Source organism: Hymenobacter sp. AT01-02, assembly GCF_000961955.2.
Taxonomy (GTDB): domain Bacteria; phylum Bacteroidota; class Bacteroidia; order Cytophagales; family Hymenobacteraceae; genus Hymenobacter; species Hymenobacter mucosus.
In genome coordinates this window covers 1-1,194 of the sequence record NZ_JZIR02000142.1, presented here as the reverse complement: position 1 = coordinate 1,194, position 1,194 = coordinate 1, and the positions used below count along the sequence as shown (strand labels likewise).

3 protein-coding genes are annotated in these 1,194 nt (G+C 59.7%); all 3 read left to right on the top strand.

Going from position 1 to position 1,194, the window contains the following annotated elements:
- On the top strand, positions 1-269 hold a 269-nt coding region (locus VI25_RS21245; protein ID WP_201783369.1), incomplete at its 5' end, for a hypothetical protein.
- Between the two features lie 76 nt (positions 270-345).
- Positions 346-924 (top strand): ROK family protein, encoded by a 579-nt coding sequence (locus VI25_RS21240; protein ID WP_055562846.1) that lies wholly within the window; start codon positions 346-348, stop codon positions 922-924.
- Positions 845-1,194, top strand: a 350-nt coding sequence (locus VI25_RS28015) for an ROK family protein (protein WP_201783368.1), incomplete at its 3' end; no start/stop codon positions are given. The genes VI25_RS21240 and VI25_RS28015, both read left to right, overlap by 80 nt.

Sequence of the window (1,194 nt, the reverse complement as noted above, 5' to 3'; positions counted from 1 at the left end):
CGTTCCTTCAGAAGCTACGTCGGCACTACCCAAAGGCGCAGCTAGTGTGCCTCACCAGTCCCATGGCCGATGCTCGGCTGACAGCCGTGTTGCAGCGCTACCTGACAAGTATAGTTGCCCAAACCAACGCGGCGGGCGATGCAGCCGTGCATAAATTCTTCTTTTCGCGCAGCTATACCAGCGGCTGCGATAGTCATCCTAGCGTGGCTGAGCATCAGCTTATTGCCGCCGAACTCACGGCCTACCTAAAACGCCGCCTAGGGTGGTAGGCAGGCAGGGTGTTTTCATTTTCTAACAATACGAGGGAGCAGTTTTCCAACGGCTCCACAATCAGCACTTATCAACATGACACACTTCAACCAACAGCACAACCTATGGGGAATTGACCTAGGCGGCACCAAAATAGAAGGCGTTATTCTAAAGTCGGCGCAAGAACCCGAGGTGTTATTTCGGTACCGCGTGCCGACCGGGGTGGCGCACGGCTACGCGCACATCTTAGGGCAGGTAGCCCAATTGGTGCAGCATTTAGAAGCCGCCGCCGGCTACCGCGCCGAGCAAATAGGCATTGGCACGCCAGGCACCACCATTCCAAAGTCGGGGCTGATGAAAAACTGCAACGCAACCGTGCTCAACGGCCAGCCCGTACGCGCCGACCTGGAACAGCTGCTCGGCATGCGCGTGGTTATGGCCAACGATGCCAACTGCTTTGCCTTGGCCGAAACCCGGCTGGGCGTTGTGCGGCAGCACTTTCCCGACGCTAAAGTGGTCTTTGGTATCATCCTCGGCACGGGTGTGGGCGGCGGCCTGGTCGTGAACGGGCAGATTCTGGAGGGCTACCACGGCATTGCCGGCGAGTGGGGCCACAACGTACCTAAGCGCGGCGGAAGGCGACGCTTGCTTTTGTGGCAAAACGGGCTGCAATGAGAGTATTCTGGCGGGTCCGGCCCTGGAGCAGTACTACGCCCACCGCAGCGCGCAGCCGCGCAGCTTGCCCGAAATAGTAGAACGGGCCGCCCATGGCCACGACACCGTAGCTACTCAGACCCTGGAGCGCCTCACCAGCTTTTTCGGCCTCGCCCTGAGCAGCGTCGTCAACCTGCTGGACCCCGACGTGATTGTGATTGGCGGCGGGGTTGGCAACATCGACTGCCTCTACGAGGCCGGCGTGGCCAGCGTGCAGCAGCCACATTTTTT